Here is a 19,379-nt window from a genome sequence, read left to right as displayed (position 1 = left end):
GCCGCAGCCCCGGGGGGGGGCAAACTCTAGTTGAGAATCATCAACGCCGGCTCGGCCGCTTCGATGCCGTCCACGGCCACGTGCAGGTAATACGACGCTCCGCTGGCCGGAACCGCGGTGCGGGTTGCGACGTCACAGGTATCAACGGCCGACCGGGTGCGATCCCAGGTGATCGGTGTCGTGAGCGGCATGACCTCGCCCGGCTTGAGGGTCACCTGCGCGTCGACCGGGTTGGTCTGGCAGTCGGTCGAGGCCCAGTAGACGTCTTCACCGCTCATCACGGTGAATACCTGCCTGGCGTTGCCGGCATTGATCACACAGCTGGTGGCTCCGGTGTTGGTCAGGCTCAGCGACAGCTTCGGCAGCGCGTTGGCGGCGTACTTGGTCGCGTCCGTGATCGCCTCGATCTGCACCATAGACGGATCGCAGGCCGCGCCGTCGACGGCGGTGGCTACCTCGGGAATGGTGGCGGCGGCATCCGCCGATGCGGCCGGCGCGTCAGCTGCGGGAGTTTTCGGGGCGGTTGCGTCGCCCTTGCTCGCTCCCGGTTGCACGATGATGAGCAGGAGAATGACGAGCACGGCGAGCAGGCCGAGCCCCACTACGAAACGCCGGCGCCGGTAAACCTTGCTGGACTGGCGGCCGACCGGATGCTTGATCGTCGACATGCCCCAAGGGTATTGATGTTCGATGCCAGAAGCCGGTAATGGCGTGCGTGTCGGCAGCAATTGCTCTCGGAAAAGGCGGGGCCCACCAGCAACCGGAAGGATTCCGATTGCCGGTGGGGCCGTGCAACCTCGCCGGTTAGCGGGGTTCGTTCTTCTGCGGCTTTTCGGCCTTGTCGGCCTTGACGGGTTTGTCGACCTTGTCGACCTTGACGTCGGTCCAGCCGATCACGTCACCGTCGGCGTTCTGCACGGAGATGCTGTGCTTGCCGTGCTTGAGGTCGTCGGGGAGCGTGATGCTCACAGTGCCGTCGGCGCGCACGAGCAGCCAGCCCCCGAGGTTCTCGGCCGTCTTCTTGGAATAGGCCCATACCGATACGTATTCTCCGGCTAGTTCCGCCCCAACCTCGACGACAACCGAGTCACCGCCCCGGTAGAAGTCCCGGTCGGTGGTGATCGCGTTCTCGAGCTTCTTGCTGAGATCTCTCGCCGGGGCCGCGGTGGGTGCCTCCCCCGGTTCGGCGCTCACCGCAACCGCGACGGCGACGCGCACGATGGTGCCTGACTCGACGGCAGTCATCTCGAGCACGCTGCTCGGTGCGGCATCGGTCGGCACGGTGACGGTGACCGTAGCCGTACCCGCTGCGTCAATGGATGCCGTACCCACGTCGGTGCCCGACCAGCGCAGCGCGAGCTGCGTGTTCTTTGGAGCACCGAGCGACGTGAGGTTCAAGCTGCCGACCGTGAAGGTGATCGAGTCGCCCGGACGAACCGCATCCGTGGGTTCACCGGAGATCGAGGCCTGGTTGGCCTTGAACGACGGCGAAAGCGGGCTGTTCGCCTGGATGTAAGAGATCCAGGCATCCCGGTCGACGAGACCGGAGTCGCGGGTGTCCGTGCCATTTCTGAACTCGCGAAAGTTGTCGCCACCGGTGAGCAGAAAGTTGAACGATCCGATGCGGTAAGACTGCGCCGGGTCGATCTGGGCGCCATCGATCCAGATGCCCGTCACGCGGTCGCCCGCGACACGGCGGGCATCGAACGAGTAATTCACGTTGTCGCTCAGGCCGAGCTGCAGGAACGGACGGCTCGGAATCGTCCCGTCGGCGTTGGTCTGCCACTGCTGCTCGAGAACGGTCTTGAACTGCGCACCGGAAAGGCTCGTCGTCCACAGATTATTCAGGAATGGCAGTACCGCGTTCGCCTCCGCGTAGGTGACGACACCGTCGGGACTGAGCGACAGGTCGGACCGCATCCCCCCGGGGTTGACGATGCCGATCTCGGCACCGCCAATTGTCGGATCGGCCAAGGAGGCGCGGAGGGAGTTCGCAACCAGCGTGCCCATGGTCGAGGGAGCCATCCGGTTTTCGGCGCAGGGGGCGACACCACCGAGGCAGGCCCGGGTGATGTCGGCGGTGACCGACCCGACGGGCACGTTGCCCTGGATCGCGGCTTCGGCCAGTGCGGCGTTCGTGATCGATTGGACCTCACGCGCGCGCGGGTAGGCGGCCACGAGGTCGGCGTCGGACGAGGTCGAGCGGGCCACGTTGCGGTTCTTCACCGTGGTGGTGTCGCCGGAGGCGATGTCGTAGCTGAGTACGATCTGGCCGATATTCTCGCCGTAGCTGCCCGTCTGCAGCACCGGTCGGGTCACGCCGTCGGCCGCGCCGGGAACCTGTGCGTTCCACGCGTACTGCTTGTGCGTATGACCGGTGAAGATCGCGTCGACTTCAGCAGAGGTGTCATTCACGATGCTCGCGAATGCTCCGCCGGCGGCGAGTTCCTGCTCGAGCGTCGCGCCATCAGGGATTCCCGCTCCGGCACCCGCGTGGAACTCGGCGATCAGCACATCCGCTTCGCCGTTCAACGGGTCGCCGTCGGCGAGCTGGGCGGCAACGCGGTTGACGGCTGCGACGGGGTCACCGAAGCTGAGGCTCGCGATTCCGTTGGGCGAAACCAACGTGGGTGTCTCTTCCGTGACTGCTCCGATCACGCCGACCGTGACGCCAGCCACGTCGAGGAGCGCGTATTCCTGCATCGCGGGCGTCTCCGTGCCCGCGCTGTAGACGTTGGCCCCGAGGTAGTCGAAGTTGGCCGCGTCGGCCACCCGGCCGGTGAGGTCAGCGAAGCCCTGGTCGAACTCGTGGTTGCCCACGCCCGAGGCCGCGAGGTCGAGGGCGTTGAGAACATCGATGGTCGGCTGGTCGTTCTGGGATGCCGACGCGAAGAGGGAGGCGCCGATGTTGTCGCCGTCGGAGAGGAACAGCGAGTTTGCGTCGCCGTACTCGGCGCGCAGCTGTTCCACGGTTCCCGCGAACTTGACGGTGTTGGCGTCAATGCGTCCGTGAAAATCGTTGATGTTGAGCAGGTTGAGTTCGACCGCGGTGCGCGTCTCGAGGTTCAGGCCCAGCACGACCGGGTCGTGGTCAGAGGACCGGTATGCGTCGGCGACGTAGAAGTCGGTCACGTTGTTGTTGTACCGGCTGTACTCCAGGGCGACCGACTCGACCGAGTTGATGTTCCAGACGTCGACGGCGTTCACCGTTGCATCGGCCTCGGGCGAGGCGAACACGTGGTCCAGTGAGCCGACCGTGCCGCCGAAGGCGTAGGTATACTCACCACTCTTGTTTCCTTGATTGATGTAGCCGGCTTCAAGCAGCACCTGAATGGGATCTTCAAGGTCGTAGGCATTGAAGTCACCGGTGAGAAAGACCCGGTCGATACCGGAGTCGGCCTTGACCCGGTCGGCGAAGGCTACGAGCGCGGTGGCCTGCTCAACCCGCGTCGGGTTGGAGGCGCCCTGCCCGTCGCCCTGGTCGGCGTTGTCCCCGGTGCCGGACCCCTTCGATTTGAAGTGGTTCACGATGGCGAGAAAGCTGCTCGTATCGTCTCCGGCGAGCTGGAATGCCTGCGCGAGCGGCTCACGTGCGCGACCGTTGAACGCGACGGATTCGGTCAGAATGACCGACTCCCCCACCGTTTCGACAGCGGTGGGCTTGTAGATGAACGCGGTCCGAATCACGTCTTCACTGGCGGGAAGCGCCGCCGGCGAGGCCACGAATGCCCAGACGTCACTGCCCGCAGCCGTGTTGAGGGCCGCGGTCAGGTTGCCGAGGGCATCGTCGCGGTCCTTGCCGAATGCGGCCGAGTTCTCGATCTCCTCGAGCGACACGACGTCGGCGTCGAGGGCGTTGATCGCCGAGACGATCTTGGCCTGCTGGCGTTCGAAACTGAGCTGGGTGGCGGCGCCGCGGGCGTCGCATCCGCTGCTCACCGTGGTCGGCACGCCGGCCCGGTCGCTGTAGTAGCGGCAGCCGGCGAGCGAGTCACCGGTGGTCGAGAAGTAGTTCAGAACGTTGAAACTAGCCAAGCGGATGTCCCCACCCACGTCCTCCGGTGCGCTCGTGCGGGTGTCGGCGAAGGTCACCGGCTGCACGGTCGCGGCGTTGGCCGCGACGAGGGCCGTGGTCGGCTGGAACTTCCAGGCGTCGTTGCGAAAGTCGAAAATGACCGGCGACAGGAACGACACCGCGGCGCCGATACGCACCGGGGCGGTGGTCGAGAGGTACGGGACCGGGCTGCCCTGGTTGGCGGCGGCGAGGTAGTTGGTCGTGGCCCCATCGTCGAGGGTGACCGCGCGGCCGGCATTCTCCGCGAGAGCGCTCTGATATTCAGTAGAGTCAGGCCGTGCCGTGACACTCGGATTGACCAGCGGCGTGGTTCCGGCGGCGAGGCCGATTTCGGCGTACTGGTTGGTCGTGTAGTTGCTGGTGACGGTGAAGTCGCCCTGCGGGGCGAGCAGCATGCCCTCGAGGGTTTCGCGCTGCTCTGCGCTAACCGGCAGCGGCACGGTGACCGGGGTCGGGGACACTACGTCGGTGGCGGGGAGCTGGGTGACGTCGTTCACCGTGCCGAAGGTGACCTCGGTCATGCCGAAGAATTCCACGACGGTACCGACGACCTGCACGTGGTCGCCGATCTTCACGTCGGCGGTCGCGGTGCTGGAATGGGCGAAAACGCCGTGCGAGGCGGTGTGGCTGGCAAAGTCCACGTCGCCGCCGGTGGCCGCCGTCTGCAGGTAGAACCCGTCGAATCCGCCGGTCGGGTAGGCGGCCGTCACGACGCCGGAGGTCTTGACGACGGTTCCGGCGAGCGGGCTCGTGGCGGTCGTGCCCTGTATCGCGTCGATCGCGGTGAGTGCGTCCGGCACCGGAGTGGGGTCGGGGTCCGGCTCGGGTTCGACCGGGGTGCCGCTGTCGCCAGCCGAGTTTGTCGGCGTCGGCGCGGCCGCACTGAAGTCGGCGGCATTGACGTCGGTGTCGACGGCCGGTGTATCACCACCGGCAGTGCGGTTCACCGAGGTGGTGACAGATGCCGCGGTGGCGGCCGCTCCCTCAAAGGTGTTCGAGCTGCCGTAGCCGATCAGGTCGAGAATCTCGGTTCGCCCGGTAAGCGAGCCGGTCGCGGGCGCGGTGAGCGCGGTGGACTGGTTGGCGAAGAAGATCGTGCCGGAGGCGGCGGCGAAAGAGGTTCCAAAGGAGGCATCTGCCGTGGGCAGGGTGGCCCCGTTGGCCGCGTTCGAGCTGCCCTGCACGAGATAGTGTCCGCCAGCGGCAATCGTGCCGGTCAGGGCGACGACCCCGGTCGGGTTCGACGTTCCCCCCGAGGAGCGGTACTGAATGGAGGTGCCATCGAGTGAGACCGCCGCGTCGGTCGGGTTGTAGAGCTCAACGAACTTGTTCAGGTAGGTCGCGCCCGAGCTTCCCCCATTCAGATAGGCCTCGTTGATGATGACCCCGGTGCCGGCGGTGTTAGCGCTGGCCGGTACGGCAATAAGCGGAGCGGCCGCGAGGCTCACCCCAAGAAGTGTGGCGAAAACCAGCCTGGAGCGGCGGCGGACGGCGGATGACATGGATCTCCTCATTCATAGAACGACGGTCGTCTCATTGCACCCGGGATCACGCGAGCGCTGTTCCCCCGGCAACGGGTCCGGCGGGTGCAATAGTTCGCAGCCTAGCGACGGACCGTGTCCGGCAGGTGAACTCCGCATATTTTGCTCATATGAACAATGGTTATAGCCGCGAAAGAGTTGATCCGGATCGATCGGCTAGTTCACGCGCTTCACCATGCGGGTATTGCCGAGCGTGTTCGGCTTCACCCGCGCCAGGTCGAGAAACTCGGCAACGCCCTCATCGGACGAACGCACGAGCTCGGCGTAGACGGCCGGGTCGACCGTCTCGGTGCCCATATCGCTGAACCCGTTGCGGGTGAAGAAGCCGACCTCGAAGGTGAGGCAGAACAGTCGGCTCAGGCCGAGGTCGCGGGCATCCGCTTCGAGGCGCTGCATCATCGTGTAGCCGACACCACGACCGAGCCACTGGGCGTCCACCGCGAGAGTGCGCACTTCGCCGAGGTCCTCCCACATGACGTGCAGGGCGCCGCAGCCGATCAGCCGGCCGGAGGAGTCCACGGCCACCCGAAATTCCTGCACCGCCTCATAAAACACGACGCGGTCCTTGCCGAGCAGAATGCGCTGCTGCACGAGCGGCTCGACGAGCGCTTCTATGCCGGGTACGTCGCTGGTGCGCGCACGGCGCACCGTGTATCCCTGTTCGGGTTGTTCCGGTGCGGTCTGGTGCAGTGCAGTCACGCTCACCGGCCCCTTTCGTGGCTTATTCAGCATCAAACCACCAGTCTAGGGATGGTGCTGTCCCGTTTCGCGGCCCGGCCGCCCCGTTCGTCCCGTTCGTCCCGCATTCGCCCCCACACGTCAGGCTCAGACCGACGGATGCCGCCCCTCCGGTTCGCCCCCGGCATGACTCCTGCAGTGCGTATGCGCCCGCCCGGCCAGCCCCGGAAAGATGAGGAAGTTGGCCGGAGGGTGCAGAATCTGCAGGAGTTATGCCGGATGAGCGGTGCGGAGGGCACAAAAATGGCCCGGCAGACGAATCTGCCGGGCCATTTCTTGACTGCTAGTCGCTCGTGATGGCGAGGTCGGGCGTAGCCGGACCGGTTCCGATCGCGGCGGACGTGTTCACTCCGACGCCGACCGGGTCAACCCGGGGCGTCGTGGTGAAGACATACGCGCCATCGACGTAATCCACGTGCACGTGGTCACCGGCGTTGAGCTCGCCCTGCAAGATCTTCTCCGACAGGCGGTCCTCCACCTCGCGCTGGATGGCGCGGCGCAGCGGGCGAGCACCGAGCGTCGGGTCGAATCCGACCTCGATCAGGTGTTCCTTCGCGGGCAGGGTGACCTCGACGGTCATGTCACGGTCGAGCAGGCGAACGCTCAATCGCTTGATGAACAGGTCGACGATCTGCAGCAGCTCGGGCTTGGTCAGCTGCGGGAACACGATGACCTCGTCCACGCGGTTGAGGAACTCGGGCTTGAAGTGCTTCTTCAGCTCGTCTTTCACCTTGCCGGCCATGCGCTCGTACCCGGTGGTGCTGTCGCCTTCCAGCTGGAAGCCGACGGGGCCACCCGAGATGTCCTTGGTGCCGAGGTTGGTGGTCATGATGATGACGGTGTTCTTGAAGTCGACGACGCGACCCTGGCCATCCGTCAGCCGACCCTCTTCCAGAATCTGGAGCAGGGAGTTGAAGATGTCGGGGTGGGCCTTCTCGATCTCGTCGAACAGCACCACGGAGAACGGCTTGCGCCGTACCTTTTCGGTGAGCTGGCCGCCCTCTTCGAAGCCGACAAACCCGGGAGGCGCACCGAACAGGCGCGACACGGTGTGCTTCTCGCCGTACTCACTCATGTCGAGCGAGATCATGGCGGCCTCGTCGTCGAACAGGAACTCGGCGAGAGCCTTGGCCAGCTCGGTCTTTCCGACACCGGTGGGACCGGCGAAGACGAAGGAACCGGAGGGACGTTTCGGGTCCTTCAGACCGGCACGGGTGCGACGGATGGTCTTGGCGAGCGCCGAGATGGCCTCTTCCTGACCGATGACGCGCTGGTGCAGTGCTTTTTCCATGAAGACGAGCCGCGAGGACTCTTCCTCGGTCAGCTTGAACACCGGAATGCCGGTGGCCTGGGCCAGGACTTCGGCAATCAGGCCTTCGTCGACGACCGCGGTGGTCTTGACATCGCCGGACTTCCACTTCTTCTCGAGGCGCAGACGCTCGCCGAGGAGGTTTTTCTCCTCGTCGCGCAGGCCAGCGGCTTTCTCAAAGTCCTGTTCCTCGATGGCGAGTTCCTTGGCGGCACGGACCACGGCGATCTTTTCGTCGAATTCGCGCAGCTCAGGGGGGCTCGAGAGGATCGAGAGACGCAGGCGGGCGCCAGCTTCGTCGATCAGGTCGATGGCCTTGTCGGGAAGGAACCGGTCCGAGACGTAGCGGTCGGCGAGGTTCGCCGCGGCCACGAGGGCACCGTCGGTGATGGACACCTTGTGGTGCGCTTCGTAGCGGTCGCGCAGTCCCTTGAGAATGTTGATGGTGTGCGGCAGCGACGGCTCGTTCACCTGGATCGGCTGGAAGCGGCGCTCGAGGGCGGCATCCTTCTCGAAGTGCTTACGGTATTCGTCGAGGGTGGTCGCGCCGATGGTCTGCAGCTCACCGCGGGCAAGGAGCGGTTTGAGGATCGACGCAGCATCGATGGCGCCCTCGGCGGCACCCGCACCCACCAGGGTGTGGATCTCGTCGATGAAGACGATGATGTCGCCGCGGGTGCGAATCTCCTTGGTGACCTTTTTCAGGCGCTCTTCGAAGTCACCGCGGTAGCGGCTGCCGGCGATGAGCGAGCCGAGGTCGAGCGAGTAGAGCTGCTTGTCCTTCAGCGTCTCGGGCACATCGCCCTTGACGATCGCCTGGGCGAGGCCCTCGACGACGGCGGTCTTGCCGACGCCGGGCTCACCGATCAGCACGGGGTTGTTCTTGGTGCGACGCGATAGGATCTGCATGACCCGCTCGATCTCTTTCTCGCGCCCGATGACCGGGTCGAGTTTGTTGTCGCGGGCCATCTGGGTGAGGTTGCGACCGAACTGGTCGAGCACCTGGCTGCCGGCCGTGTTGGCCGCCTGCTCATTGGCACCGACCTGCACCTGCTCCTTGCCCTGATAACCGGAGAGAAGCTGGATGACCTGCTGGCGCACGCGGTTGAGGTCGGCGCCGAGCTTCACTAGAACCTGGGCGGCGACGCCCTCACCCTCGCGAATGAGGCCGAGCAGAATGTGCTCGGTACCGATGTAGTTGTGGCCGAGCTGCAGCGCTTCGCGCAGGCTCAGCTCGAGAACCTTCTTCGCCCGCGGCGTAAAGGGAATGTGGCCGGTGGGCTGCTGCTGCCCCTGGCCGATGATGTCCTGAACCTGCTCGCGCACAGCGTCAAGCGAGATGCCAAGGCTCTCAAGAGCCTTCGCGGCGACGCCTTCACCCTCGTGAATCAGCCCGAGCAGGATGTGCTCGGTACCGATGTAATTGTGGTTGAGCATCTTGGCCTCTTCTTGGGCCAAAACGACGACGCGACGAGCTCGGTCGGTAAATCTTTCAAACATGTGATCGCTCCCTTGGCACCAGGGCAGTTAATGCCGTTACATCGAGAGTAGCCAGCCTGCGCCGCTTCCGGGCGTTTGTTCGCCCTAGGCGTGACGGATGCTGCGCGCGCCCCCCCTTTGCGGCCCCCGCAAGCCGGTTGTCACTGCACGGCGGAGGTGAGCCGCGCGAGGTTGTCGAGGATGGTGGAGCGCAGCGGCTGCCGGCGCCATTCCTCGAGGGTGAGCTCGCGGCTGTTCAACCGGTTCTCGTCCTCCATGACGCGCAGGTCGCGCACGAATGACCGGCCGCGCACCATGAGCGACACCTCCATATTGAGGCTGAACGAGCGCTGGTCCATGTTGCTCGACCCGACGACGGCGACTTCATCGTCGATAGTGAAGTGCTTCGCATGCAAAATGTACGGCGCCTTGTACATATAGATGTGCACGCCGGCGGTCAGTAGCTCCTCGTAGTACGAACGTTGCGCGTGATAGACGACCGCCTGGTCGCCGATCTCCGAGACGAACAGTTCCACGTGCAGCCCACGCTGGGTGGCTGTCGTGATGGCGTACATCATCGCTTCGTCCGGCACGAAGTAGGGGCTCGTGATGATGATGCGGTCCTGCGCATAGTAGAGCAACGCGAGGAACAGGCGCAGGTTGTTCTCGCCCTTGAACCCCGGACCGCTCGGCACCACCTGGCAGTCGAGGGCATGTCTCACCGGTCGCGGATGCACCGGCTCGACGTCGCGATTGAGCAGTTCATCGGTTTCGCTGTACCAGTCGGTGATGAAGATCGCGCCGAGTCCCGAGACGATCGGGCCCTCGAGGCGGGTCATGAAGTCTTTCCATTGCAGCCCGCGCCGAATGTTGCTGCGCATGTTGTAGGAACGGTCGATGATGTTCTGCGAACCCATGAATCCGACCAGACCATCGATGATGAGCAGCTTGCGGTGGTTACGCAGGTCGGGTCGTTGCCATTTGCCGCGGAACGGCTGCACCGGCAGCATGAGTTCCCAGTGGATGCCGGCGTCCGTCAGCCGTTTCTTGGTCTGGTGAAATCCGGGCTTCCGCATCGATTGGATGTGGTCCATCAGTACGCGCACGGTCACACCGCGTTTGTGGGCGTTCTCCAGGGCAGTGAAAAACGGCGCCGTGGTGTGATCGAGCGAAAGAATATAGAACTCGACGTGCACGTACTTTTTGGCGAGGTCGATGTCGGCGATCATGGTGTCGAACGCCACCTGATATTCACCGATCACGCTCGCGGTATTGTCACCGACGAGCGGCATCGCTCCAAGGTTGCGGTTGAGCTCGACGACCGATTCCAGCCAGTTCGGCCACGGATGATCGCGGCGCACCAGATCCATCCCCTCGGTGCTGCCCTGGATGAACCGGTTGATCTCCTCCTGCATGGCAAGCCGTTTTTTTGGCAGGGTTCGATAGCCGATCAGCAGAAACAACAGCACGCCGAGGTAGGGGACAAAGAAGATGGTCAGCAGCCAGGCCATGCCCGACATCGGGCGGCGGTTGCGGGGCACCACGATGATGGCTACGGCTCGAACGGAGAAATCGACGATCAAGGCCAGCAGAACGGTGATGGTCAGGCCGTCAATGCCGAACATTCGTACTTAGGTGACGGGTTTGTCAAGACCGAGCCGGGCGCGTTCTTCAGCTTCGATTTGTGCGTACACCTTACGTTCGGTGCGGTCGGCGCGCAGGATTGAGCGCAGCATCAGCCAGAACATCAGGCCAAGCGCAATGGTGGGTACGACCGAAAAAAGCGCGTTACCCCAGAAATTCTCAATCACAGCCCTAGCTTACGCGCAAAGACTGGGAGAGTAGCTACTTGCCGAGCAGACCGATGATGCCGCTACCGAGGTAGTAGACGCCGACGCCGCTGATGATTACCCAGATGGCGATGCGATTCATGGATGGCGGCTTGCGCCCACCCTTGTCGGGTTTCAACTGATCGTCCGGCAGATAGCTCATTATTTCACCAGGGGGAAGAGGATCGTTTCACGGATGCCGAGGCCGGTCAGCGCCATGAGCATGCGGTCGATGCCCATACCCATACCGCCGGTCGGCGGCATGCCGTACTCGAGTGCGCGCAGAAATTCTTCGTCGAGGCGCATGGCCTCCGGGTCTCCCCCGGCGGCAAGGCTCGCCTGTTCGATGAAGCGTTGGCGCTGCACGACCGGGTCAACAAGCTCGGAGTAGCCGGTCGCCAGTTCAAAACCGCGCACGTACAGGTCCCACTTCTCGACCACGCCGGCCACAGAGCGGTGCCCGCGCACGAGCGGGCTGGTGTCGATTGGAAAGTCCATGACGAAGGTCGGGCGTACCAGATCGCCCTTGACGAAGTGCTCCCACAGCTCTTCGACGTACTTGCCGTGAATGGGATGGTCGATCTCGATGCCCTCCCGTGCGGCGAGCCGAACGAGGTCGGCGAGGGGCGTTTCGGGTGTGATCATGATGCCGGCTGCTGCCGACAGGCTGTCGTACATGCCGATGCGATCCCAGTCGCCGCCGAGGTCGAACAGGGTGCCGTCGGCCCAGGTCACCACGTGCGACCCGGCGATCGCAAACGCGGCATCCTGAATCAGCGTCTGGGTGAGATCGGCAATGGAGTTGTAATCGCCGTACGCCTCGTAGGCTTCGAGCATCGCGAACTCGGGCGAGTGAGTGGAGTCGGCGCCCTCGTTGCGAAAGTTGCGGTTGATCTCGTAGACGCGGTCGATGCCGCCGACCACGGCCCGCTTCAAAAACAGTTCGGGTGCGATGCGCAGAAACAGCTCGGTGTCGAAGGCGTTGCTGTGGGTCTGGAACGGGCGAGCGGATGCCCCGCCATGCATGACCTGCAGCATCGGAGTCTCGATCTCGATGAAGCCGCGATCGGTAAACGTTGCGCGCAGGCTCGCAACGGCCTTCGAGCGGGACAAGACATTGGTGCGGGCCTGCTCTCGGCTGATCAGGTCGAGGTAGCGGCTGCGCACCCGGGTCTCTTCGCTGAGCTCGGAGTGCAGGTTGGGCAGTGGCAGCAGCGCCTTCGCCGCGACTTGCCAGTCGGTGACCATGATCGACAGCTCGCCGCGACGGCTCGAAATGACTTCGCCGCTGACGAACAAATGATCGCCGAGGTCGACGAGGTCTTTCCAGGCGGCGAGGGACTCCTCGCCAACGGCGGCGAGCGAGACCATGGCCTGGATGCGGGTGCCGTCGCCGCTCTGCAGGCTCGCGAAGCAGAGCTTGCCGGTGTTGCGCAGGTGCACGATGCGGCCGGCCAGGCCGACGGTGACGCCGGTGGTGGCATCCGCTTCGAGCTGGCCGTATTGGGCGCGCACGACCGGAATGGTGTGGGTGACCGGAACCGACACCGGGTAGGCGCCGCCGGCCGGGCTCGCGGCGGCCGCGTTCAGGCGGTCGCGTTTGCCGAGGCGTACGGCCTTCTGCTCGTTCATCTCCGCGTCGGAGAAGCCCTCGGCTTCGTCGTTCGAGGCTTGGGCGATGGGCGATGGAATCTGGCTCATGCGGTTCTCCGTTGGTGCTGTCAGTTCACAAGAAGCGGATGCTGCGCTCAGCCGAGGCTCAGCGATGCGTTGTCGATCAGTCTGGTGGTGCCGACCCACGCGGCCACGAGCATCCGAGCCGGCCCGCGATAGTCGTCGTGCACTGCCAAAAGCGTCTGCGGGTGCACGATCACGAGATAGTCCAGTTTAACCAGCGGTTGGGCGGCAATGCGCGCGCGTGCCGCGGACAGCGCGGCCGCAGGGCCGGCCTGCGCGTTCCGGGCGGCCGCAGTGAGGGCGGAGAACAGCGCCTCGGCTGCCGTGTGCTGCTGCTCGTCGAGATAGCGGTTGCGGCTCGAGAGGGCCAGCCCGCTCGGTTCGCGCACAGTGTCGACGACCTCGATGACGGTGCGCACGTCAAGATCGGCGACCATGCGCCGCACCAGAAAGGCCTGTTGGCCATCTTTTTGACCGAATACCGCGGCATCCGGCGTGACGATATTCAGCAGTTTTGCCACGACCGTGAGCATGCCGTCGAAGTGGCCGGGGCGTGCGGCACCCTCGTACAGGGAGCCGATCGTACCGGCGCTGACCCGGGTGTCGCTCGCGCCTCTCGGATACATTTCCCGAGCACTGGGCGCAAACACGAACGCCACGTTCTCGATCGCGAGGGCTGCGAGATCGGCGTCGCGGGTGCGTGGATAGCTGTCGAGGTCTTCGCCAGCTCCGAACTGCAGCGGATTCACGAAAATCGATACCACCACGATGTCGCCCAGGGCGTGCGCCCGGCGCACCAGCGCGAGGTGACCGGCGTGCAGGGCGCCCATGGTCGGCACGAGCACGATGCGGGTGTCACCGCCGGTCAGCGCAGCGCGATCGCGGGCCTGCCCCAGCCGGTCATGCAGCTGAGCAATGGTGCTGATAACTTCTGGCATCCTCATTCGCGCGACCGATCGTCGTCAAGCGGATGCTGGCGTGGCTCGATCTCATCGAGCCCGGCCAGGTCCAAGCGTTCGGGGCCCGTGCGTCCGAGGGCGTTTTCCATCGCGGAGTGCAACAGCGGTCCCAGAATAGCTCCCGGATGCTCGAGGCCAATTTTGGCAAGCAGACTCGTGGCCTGCTCGACGATCGAGATGGAGAAGGCCGAGGCGATCTGGATGGCTTCGGCGTAGCTGGCGCGGTCGCCTTCGGCGACGATGAGCGGTTCGCCGCCCATCTCCACGGCGAGCGCCTGCCCGATGGGCAATACCGGGCCGGGAGCGGTCACCGCGAAATAGCTGTCGGCGAGCCTGGCCAGGTCGAGGCTCGTGCCGGTGAACGCCATTGCCGGGTGAATGGCGAGTGGGATCGCCCCGGCGGCCTGCGCCGGAGCGAGCACGGCGGTGCCGTACCGGGCGGAGGTGTGCAGCACGAGTTGGCCAGGCTGCCAGGTGTTCGTCGCGGCGAGGCCCTGGACCAGGCTCTCCAGTTGGGCGTCAGGCACCGCGATAATGACCAGTTCGCTGCGTTCGACCACCTCGGACACGGTCAGAATCGGCACGAGCGGCAAAATGGCTTCGGCGCGGTCACGGCTGGCCTGCGAGATCGCAGAGATGCCGACGATCGCGTGGCCGGCACCGGCCAGGGCGGCGCCGAGAATGGGGCCAACGTGGCCGGCGCCGATAATTCCGACGCCGAGACGTCCCGGTTTGGCATTCATTCGGTCGCTCCCTTGGTTGGTGGTGTCGCTTCGGTCCGGCTCCACTGGTGGCTGGTGTCGGCGCGCGCCGATCGCACCGCGCCCGTGGACATCCACTTCAAGAGAACCACAGCTTCGTCTACGTCGATGACGCGCAGGGACGCGGTGACGGGCCCGGCCACCGTGAGCAGGTCCGCGGAGGCGAGGCGTAGCCTTCGGCGCACGGGCCCCTGGCTGATGCGCACGCCCTGCATGCGGGCCAGGGGCACGAGGATCAGGTCGCGCGCGAGCACACCGCGGCGGATGAGTGCGACGTTGCCCGAGACCGCCCAGCCGGTGCGCCACCACGAGAAGGGGCGCAGCCAGACCGCCCGCGCTGGGGCATTGCTGTAGAAATCGGCGACGCCGGCGTCCCTCCTGCGACCGCCGAGCATGCCGTTTTCAACCAGGGCCCGATGGGTGTCGGTTTCAAACCCGGGCAGGACCAGTTCCAGCACTTTTGCGACGTCGGCGAGGGAGCCGACCGGCAGGATGATGGAGCTGGTCGGGGTGGTAGAGCTACGGCCGGAGGCTTGACTGGCCGTGTTGATGCTGATCTGCCACCAGCCGAACCGGCGCCAGAGAATGGGCTGCGACACCTCGATGGCGTGGATGCGCCCGGGCGGCAGGGTCTGGCTGCTGGTCGAGAGCAGACCGAAGCCGATGCGTACGCCATCGCTTGTTCCCGCGATGCTGAACCGCAACGTCTTGGTGACGCGGGAGAAGTAGTAGCCGACGCTGCCGATGAGGCCCGGTAGCACGGCTACGAGCACCCAGCCGCTGCTTCCGGCGATCACGCTGACGATGAGTCCGATCGCGGCCAGGAGTAGAAAGACGGTGAAGCCGCTGAGCACGACCGACCCGATCAGCCGCCCCGGCGGAATGCGCACGACCGACTCCGGCGGCACGGCCTCCGGATCCAGGTCTGGGGCCCGAAACTCGTGGTAGCGCGCGGTTGCGAAGTCGCCGAGGGCCGAGTGAGCGGTGGGCGGCCCGATAAACGTTGGTGCTGCGCTGTCGCCAAGCGGGGCCGGTGCGGCGTCATCCCCTGGCGTTGGTGCGAGAACGTCGGGCGTATCGGCGGGCTGCCTGGCCTGCCGCAGACCCGAGGCGAGATGCAGGATGTCGCGGCGCAAGTCATCCGCTAGTTTCGATCCCAGGTAGGCCAGCTGCACGTTGCCGTCCTGCCCGGCGACGGTGATCTCGAGCCGGGCGGCACCGAACAGGCGGGGAAACAACGGCCGAGCCAGGTTGACGCCCTGCACCCGGTCGAGTCTGGCCTTTCGATTGCTGCGAAAGATGAGACCGCTGCGCACTTCAACGATTTCGCCGTTCACGCGAAAAGTGTGCATGCGCCAGGAAAGGTAGAACACGACGAGAATGACGATGAGCACGCCGGCGATGATCAGCAGCGCCCAGCCGGTGGCGCCGCGTTGGTAGATCTCGCCGATCGGATCGCCGCCGTGGTTCTCCTGACCGATGAACAGGTCGATGAGTCGTTCGCGCAGGTTGGCGAAAATGAAGCCGATGATCGCGACCATGAAGATACCGCCGCGCAGCAGCGGTGTCGCCGGGTGCAGGCGATGCCATTCACCGTCGGTGAGGTCGGTTCGCGGCGCCGCGAGGGGCGCCGGAACCGAAGCAACGGGCTCGCTCACAGCCCCGCCCGGCGACTCTCCGCGAGCTCTACCAGCCGGTCGCGCAGGCTCTCGGCGTCACCCTCGGCCAGCCCGGGAATGGACACCCCAGCGGTCGCCGCGGCGGTCACGAACTTGAGATCGGCCAGGCCGAGCCACCGGGCGACCGGGCCGCGGGTGATGTCGATGAGCTGCATGCGCCCGTAGGGCACCGCAACGAAACGTTGAAAGAGGATGCCGCGACGAAAGAGCAGGTCATCGCCCCGCAGCAGATAGCCGATGGCACGCACACGCCGCGGTTCGAACACGAGGTTGATGATCGATATGACCAGCACCACGATGCCAACCCACATCGCCCAGGTCTGGTCGAGCAGAAGCCAGAGCAGGCTCGCACCGCCGCAGACGACGACGGCGTTCACGATGGTGCCGACGATCTCCACCACCACGTACTTCGGGGAGACGCCCTTCCACTCCCCCGCCTCGGTCAGGTCGAGGCGCTCAGACGGTTCGGGTGATGCAGCGGGTTCGGGTGATTCGGGCACGTACTTGGGAACGGCGGGGTTCCTTTCGGGTACTTCGCGATCAGGCACGCGTACCTCCGGGCTCGTCGGTGTCGTCGTCGGGCGGCAAAGTGCAGAAGTTTTCGGCTACGAGACCGGCCGTGAGCATGAGGGCTGCCCCCAGGGCCGTGCCTATCGCGAGCCATAACGAGGTGACGGCGGGAACTACCGATCGGGTGAGAATGTACAGCACGATACCGAAAGCGATTCCAAGCAGCAACGAGGCCGACAGCGAGGTCGCCTTCGACAGCACGGCAACGCGCATGGCCCAGAACGGGTCGATCCGGCGCAGTGCCCTGCGGCGGCTGCCCTGGCGCACCTGCCAGGCCAGGCTCACGACGACGACGGCCAGCAGAATCAGCGTCAATGGCAGGGTCGCCGGCGGAACGACCATCGGGGCCCCGGACGCCGCGAAGGCAATCTCGAGGAGAAAGCCGATCACGAGGCCGATGAGCAGAACCGCGAGCAATCCGGTCGCGTGCGAGCGCTTCATCGCCCGCCTCCGGGGGCCGGTGCCGGGTCGAGGGCGACGACATCCGCTGCCCGGCGCACGGTGTTGCCGGTCGCGACGAGCAGGTTGCGCACCAGCCCACGGCCGGGGATGACAGCTTGCGCGTCGAGATCAAGCCAGGGCACCAGTACGAAGTCACGTTCCGCCGCGCGTGGGTGCGGCAGGGTGAGGCGGGCGTCGTCGACGCTTCGCTGTCCGAACACGATGAGGTCGATATCGAGTGTGCGGTCTCCCCAGCGCTCGGCGCGCACCCGGCCGTGCTCCGCTTCGATGGCGTTGACGGCGTCGAGCAGGGCGTACGGGTCACCGCTGTAGTCGATGGTCAGCACCGCGTTGAGGTACCGCGGAGCGTTCTCGTCGACACCGTCGAGTTTCACGGCGGCGGATTCGTAGACGGGCGAGACGGCCACCAGCGTGGCACCGGCCAGGCCGGCGAGATCGTGCACGGCGTCGGCCAGCGTGGCCGCCCGGTCACCGAGGTTGCTGCCGAGGGCGAGAACGACGCGTTCACTGCGACCGGTCATGGCCGCGACCGGGTGATCTGCACGGCGACGTCGGTGAACGGAACCGAAATCGGAGCCTGTGGTTTGTGCACCGTGACCTGCACGCGCAGCGCCGGCGGGTGGGCCAACACGACCTTCGCGATGCGTTCGGCCACGGTTTCGATGAGATCGACCGGGTTGTGCGCCACCGCGTCGGTGACCTCCTCGGCGAGGGTGCCGTAATGGATGGTCTGGGTCACGTCATCGCTCGCGGCCGCCTGGAGCAGGTCGAGCCAGACGGTCACGTCGATGACGAAGTCCTGACCGTTTTCTTTCTCAAAGTCGTAGACGCCGTGGTGGGCGTTCACCCGCAGGCCGGTGAGGGTGATCGAATCAGTCATGGATCCATTGTGGCGGACGCGACGCGGCGCCCGGCACCTGCCTTGTACCCGGGGGCGTCGACTGGCGCACGCTGGCGAGCACGTTGAGGGCCGTGCGCGTCCCGGCCACGTCGTGCACCCGGACTGCCCAGGCTCCGGCCTGGGCAGCCAGCACGCTGACCACCGCCGTTGGCAGGTCACGACCCAGCACGGGCGCATCGACCGGCAGCACCCCGGCGAGAAAACGTTTGCGCGATGCGCCGACCATGACCGGGAGGCCCAGTTCTGCGAAGGCGTCGAGCCTGTTGATGAGCTGCCAGTTGTGTTCGGCCCTCTTGGAGAATCCGAGACCGGGGTCGAGCACGATGTGCTCCCTGGCCACTCCGGCGTCGGTCAAGGCGTCGACGCGGGCGCTGAGTTCGGCGATGACATCGGTGACGACATCACCGTAGTCGGCGAGAGCGTCCATCTGCTGGGCATGAGCGCGCCAGTGCATGGCGACATAGGTAAGGCCGGTTTCGGCGGCGACGGCGGCCATGCCGGGGTCCGCGAGCCCGCCCGACACATCGTTGATGATGCTCGCACCCGCTTTCGCGGCGGCGAGGGCGGTCGCGGCGTTGAGCGTGTCGATGCTCAGTCGCAGCCCCTGACTGGCGAGCTCCGTGACCACCGGCAGGATTCGGCGCTGCTCGTGTTCCGGCGCGACACGGGTGGCGCCGGGCCGGGTGGACTCGCCGCCCACATCGATCAGGTCAGCGCCCTGGGCGTGCAGCAGCAGTCCGTGCTCGATGGCGGCATCCGTTGACGCCCACTGTCCGCCATCGCTAAAGGAGTCGGGGGTGACATTGAGCACACCCATGATGAGGGTCACCCGCCAGCCGAAATCAACGCAATGATCTCGGCGCGGGCCGTCGGCTCCATCAGGGTGCCGCGGGACGCCATGGTCACGGTAGAACTCGCGGCCTGGCGCGGGCCACGGGTGCCGACGCAGCCGTGCACGGCGTCGAGCACGACGAGCACGCCGAGCGGGTCGAGGCCCTCCTGCAGGGCGTCAGCGATCTCCTCGGTGAGACGTTCCTGCAGCTGCGGCCGGGCGGCGATGGTCTCCACCACGGAGGGCAGCCGCCCGAGGCCGACGACGCGATCCCGTGGTAGATACGCCACGTGGGCCGTGCCGAGAAACGGCAGCAGGTGGTGTTCACAGATCGAGCGAAAGGAGATATCGCGCAGCAGCACGAGTTCGCCGGTACTGCCTGCGACCGGAACGAAGTCCTGCAGCAGGTCTTGCGGATTTTGGTCGAGGCCGACGAAGAACTCGGCGTAGGCATCCGCTACCCGTCGTGGGGTGCTCTCCAAGCCGGCCCGCTCGGGATCCTCACCGATTGCGGCGAGAATTTCCGAGACGGCCACCCGGATGCGCGCCCTGTCCACTGCCACGAGC

Annotated in this window: 17 protein-coding genes; all 17 read right to left on the bottom strand. The window is 65.6% G+C overall.

Annotation, left to right across the window (positions count from 1 at the left end; genetic code table 11):
- Window positions 1–26: 26 nt before the first annotated feature.
- Window positions 27–668, bottom strand: a complete 642-nt coding sequence (locus E3N85_RS15305) for a hypothetical protein (RefSeq protein WP_134464713.1) — start codon at window positions 666–668, stop codon at window positions 27–29.
- A 136-nt stretch (window positions 669–804) separates the two neighbouring features.
- Window positions 805–5,577 carry an ExeM/NucH family extracellular endonuclease gene (locus E3N85_RS15300; protein ID WP_134464711.1) on the bottom strand — a complete coding sequence of 1,591 codons (4,773 nt, stop codon included), beginning with the start codon at window positions 5,575–5,577 and terminating at the stop codon, window positions 805–807.
- A gap of 195 nt (window positions 5,578–5,772) precedes the next feature.
- Complete coding sequence (locus E3N85_RS15295) at window positions 5,773–6,306, bottom strand: amino-acid N-acetyltransferase (protein WP_370289383.1); 534 nt, start codon at window positions 6,304–6,306, stop codon at window positions 5,773–5,775.
- Between the two features lie 331 nt (window positions 6,307–6,637).
- Window positions 6,638–9,163 carry an ATP-dependent Clp protease ATP-binding subunit gene (locus E3N85_RS15290; RefSeq protein ID WP_134464709.1) on the bottom strand — a complete coding sequence of 842 codons (2,526 nt, stop codon included), beginning with the start codon at window positions 9,161–9,163 and terminating at the stop codon, window positions 6,638–6,640.
- A 140-nt stretch (window positions 9,164–9,303) separates the two neighbouring features.
- A complete protein-coding gene (gene cls, locus E3N85_RS15285) occupies window positions 9,304–10,767 on the bottom strand; it encodes a cardiolipin synthase (protein ID WP_134464707.1) in 1,464 nt (487 codons plus the stop codon).
- A 6-nt stretch (window positions 10,768–10,773) separates the two neighbouring features.
- The gene (locus E3N85_RS15280; protein ID WP_134464705.1) at window positions 10,774–10,953 is read right to left on the bottom strand and encodes a hypothetical protein; all 180 of its coding nucleotides are present in this window, start codon (window positions 10,951–10,953) and stop codon (window positions 10,774–10,776) included.
- 34 nt (window positions 10,954–10,987) lie between these two features.
- On the bottom strand, window positions 10,988–11,134 hold the full coding sequence (locus E3N85_RS16415) for a hypothetical protein (protein ID WP_166783979.1): 147 nt from the start codon (window positions 11,132–11,134) through the stop codon (window positions 10,988–10,990).
- On the bottom strand, window positions 11,134–12,603 hold the full coding sequence (gene lysS, locus E3N85_RS15275; RefSeq protein ID WP_370289382.1) for a lysine--tRNA ligase: 1,470 nt from the start codon (window positions 12,601–12,603) through the stop codon (window positions 11,134–11,136). Before lysS ends, E3N85_RS16415 begins: the two co-directional genes overlap by 1 nt.
- Before the next feature lie 116 nt (window positions 12,604–12,719).
- Entirely contained in the window at window positions 12,720–13,592 is an 873-nt protein-coding gene (gene panC, locus E3N85_RS15270) for a pantoate--beta-alanine ligase (protein ID WP_134464701.1), read from the bottom strand.
- Window positions 13,589–14,350, bottom strand: coding sequence for a Rossmann-like and DUF2520 domain-containing protein (locus E3N85_RS15265; protein WP_134464699.1), 762 nt, complete (start codon window positions 14,348–14,350; stop codon window positions 13,589–13,591). The genes panC and E3N85_RS15265 overlap by 4 nt, the downstream gene beginning before the upstream one ends.
- The gene (locus E3N85_RS15260; RefSeq protein ID WP_134464697.1) at window positions 14,347–16,026 is read right to left on the bottom strand and encodes a PH domain-containing protein; all 1,680 of its coding nucleotides are present in this window, start codon (window positions 16,024–16,026) and stop codon (window positions 14,347–14,349) included. The genes E3N85_RS15265 and E3N85_RS15260 overlap by 4 nt, the downstream gene beginning before the upstream one ends.
- On the bottom strand, window positions 16,023–16,595 hold the full coding sequence (locus E3N85_RS15255) for a PH domain-containing protein (protein ID WP_370289378.1): 573 nt from the start codon (window positions 16,593–16,595) through the stop codon (window positions 16,023–16,025). Before E3N85_RS15255 ends, E3N85_RS15260 begins: the two co-directional genes overlap by 4 nt.
- Window positions 16,588–17,058 (bottom strand): DUF3180 domain-containing protein, encoded by a 471-nt coding sequence (locus tag E3N85_RS15250; protein WP_134464695.1) that lies wholly within the window; start codon window positions 17,056–17,058, stop codon window positions 16,588–16,590. Before E3N85_RS15250 ends, E3N85_RS15255 begins: the two co-directional genes overlap by 8 nt.
- A complete protein-coding gene (gene folK / locus E3N85_RS15245; protein WP_134464693.1) occupies window positions 17,055–17,600 on the bottom strand; it encodes a 2-amino-4-hydroxy-6-hydroxymethyldihydropteridine diphosphokinase in 546 nt (181 codons plus the stop codon). The genes E3N85_RS15250 and folK overlap by 4 nt, the downstream gene beginning before the upstream one ends.
- Entirely contained in the window at window positions 17,597–17,959 is a 363-nt protein-coding gene (folB, locus tag E3N85_RS15240; RefSeq protein WP_134464691.1) for a dihydroneopterin aldolase, read from the bottom strand. The genes folK and folB overlap by 4 nt, the downstream gene beginning before the upstream one ends.
- Window positions 17,952–18,809 carry a dihydropteroate synthase gene (gene folP / locus E3N85_RS15235; RefSeq protein WP_134464689.1) on the bottom strand — a complete coding sequence of 286 codons (858 nt, stop codon included), beginning with the start codon at window positions 18,807–18,809 and terminating at the stop codon, window positions 17,952–17,954. Before folP ends, folB begins: the two co-directional genes overlap by 8 nt.
- Window positions 18,806–19,375 carry a GTP cyclohydrolase I FolE gene (folE, locus tag E3N85_RS15230; RefSeq protein WP_134464687.1) on the bottom strand — a complete coding sequence of 190 codons (570 nt, stop codon included), beginning with the start codon at window positions 19,373–19,375 and terminating at the stop codon, window positions 18,806–18,808. The genes folP and folE overlap by 4 nt, the downstream gene beginning before the upstream one ends.
- Between the last annotated feature and the right edge of the window lie 4 nt (window positions 19,376–19,379).

The organism is Cryobacterium sp. Hz9 (genome assembly GCF_004402825.1).
Classification (GTDB): Bacteria; Actinomycetota; Actinomycetes; order Actinomycetales; family Microbacteriaceae; genus Cryobacterium; species Cryobacterium gelidum.
This window is presented reverse-complemented; position numbering and strand designations above follow the sequence as displayed.

Excerpts from the sequence above, each read along its gene's own strand:
- E3N85_RS15305 (WP_134464713.1), bottom strand. The coding sequence starts at position 668 with ATGTCGACGATCAAGCATCCGGTCGGCCGCCAGTCCAGCAAGGTTTAC.
- E3N85_RS15300 (WP_134464711.1), bottom strand. The coding sequence starts at position 5,577 with ATGTCATCCGCCGTCCGCCGCCGCTCCAGGCTGGTTTTCGCCACACTT.
- E3N85_RS15290 (WP_134464709.1), bottom strand. The coding sequence starts at position 9,163 with ATGTTTGAAAGATTTACCGACCGAGCTCGTCGCGTCGTCGTTTTGGCC.
- cls (WP_134464707.1), bottom strand. The coding sequence starts at position 10,767 with ATGTTCGGCATTGACGGCCTGACCATCACCGTTCTGCTGGCCTTGATC.
- E3N85_RS16415 (WP_166783979.1), bottom strand. The coding sequence starts at position 11,134 with ATGAGCTATCTGCCGGACGATCAGTTGAAACCCGACAAGGGTGGGCGC.
- lysS (WP_370289382.1), bottom strand. The coding sequence starts at position 12,603 with ATGAACGAGCAGAAGGCCGTACGCCTCGGCAAACGCGACCGCCTGAAC.
- panC (WP_134464701.1), bottom strand. The coding sequence starts at position 13,592 with ATGAGGATGCCAGAAGTTATCAGCACCATTGCTCAGCTGCATGACCGG.
- E3N85_RS15265 (WP_134464699.1), bottom strand. The coding sequence starts at position 14,350 with ATGAATGCCAAACCGGGACGTCTCGGCGTCGGAATTATCGGCGCCGGC.
- E3N85_RS15250 (WP_134464695.1), bottom strand. The coding sequence starts at position 17,058 with ATGAAGCGCTCGCACGCGACCGGATTGCTCGCGGTTCTGCTCATCGGC.
- folK (WP_134464693.1), bottom strand. The coding sequence starts at position 17,600 with ATGACCGGTCGCAGTGAACGCGTCGTTCTCGCCCTCGGCAGCAACCTC.
- folB (WP_134464691.1), bottom strand. The coding sequence starts at position 17,959 with ATGACTGATTCGATCACCCTCACCGGCCTGCGGGTGAACGCCCACCAC.